This window comes from Clostridium pacaense (genome assembly GCF_020709765.2).
GTDB lineage: Bacteria > Bacillota > Clostridia > Lachnospirales > Lachnospiraceae > Enterocloster > Enterocloster hominis.
On sequence record NZ_JAJFEB020000282.1, the window covers coordinates 1 to 229 of the forward strand.

Annotated in this window: 1 protein-coding gene; it reads right to left on the reverse strand. The window is 53.7% G+C overall.

The window, feature by feature from the left end:
* On the reverse strand, positions 1-186 hold a 186-nt coding region (locus tag LK536_RS59275), incomplete at its 3' end, for a hypothetical protein (RefSeq protein WP_506092397.1).
* Positions 187-229: the final 43 nt, after the last annotated feature.

A 229-nucleotide genomic window follows, 5' to 3' on the forward strand; every position in this document is an offset into this window, starting at 1 on the left:
GCTGACAGAACTTCCGGCTGAGACCGACATGGCGGTGGTCATGGCGTGTCCGGCATCGCAGAAAACGCCATAGGTCCTGTAAGAGTCCATGGCCCCTTCACCGGAAATCCGGCTGTTTTCCGTGACCACGATATTACCTCCGCAGTAAACCCAGTATTTGGAGGCGCCGAGAATGGAAGTATTCATTCCTGTGGTTTTTCCGTAGATGGAACTGCCTACGGTTACAGTG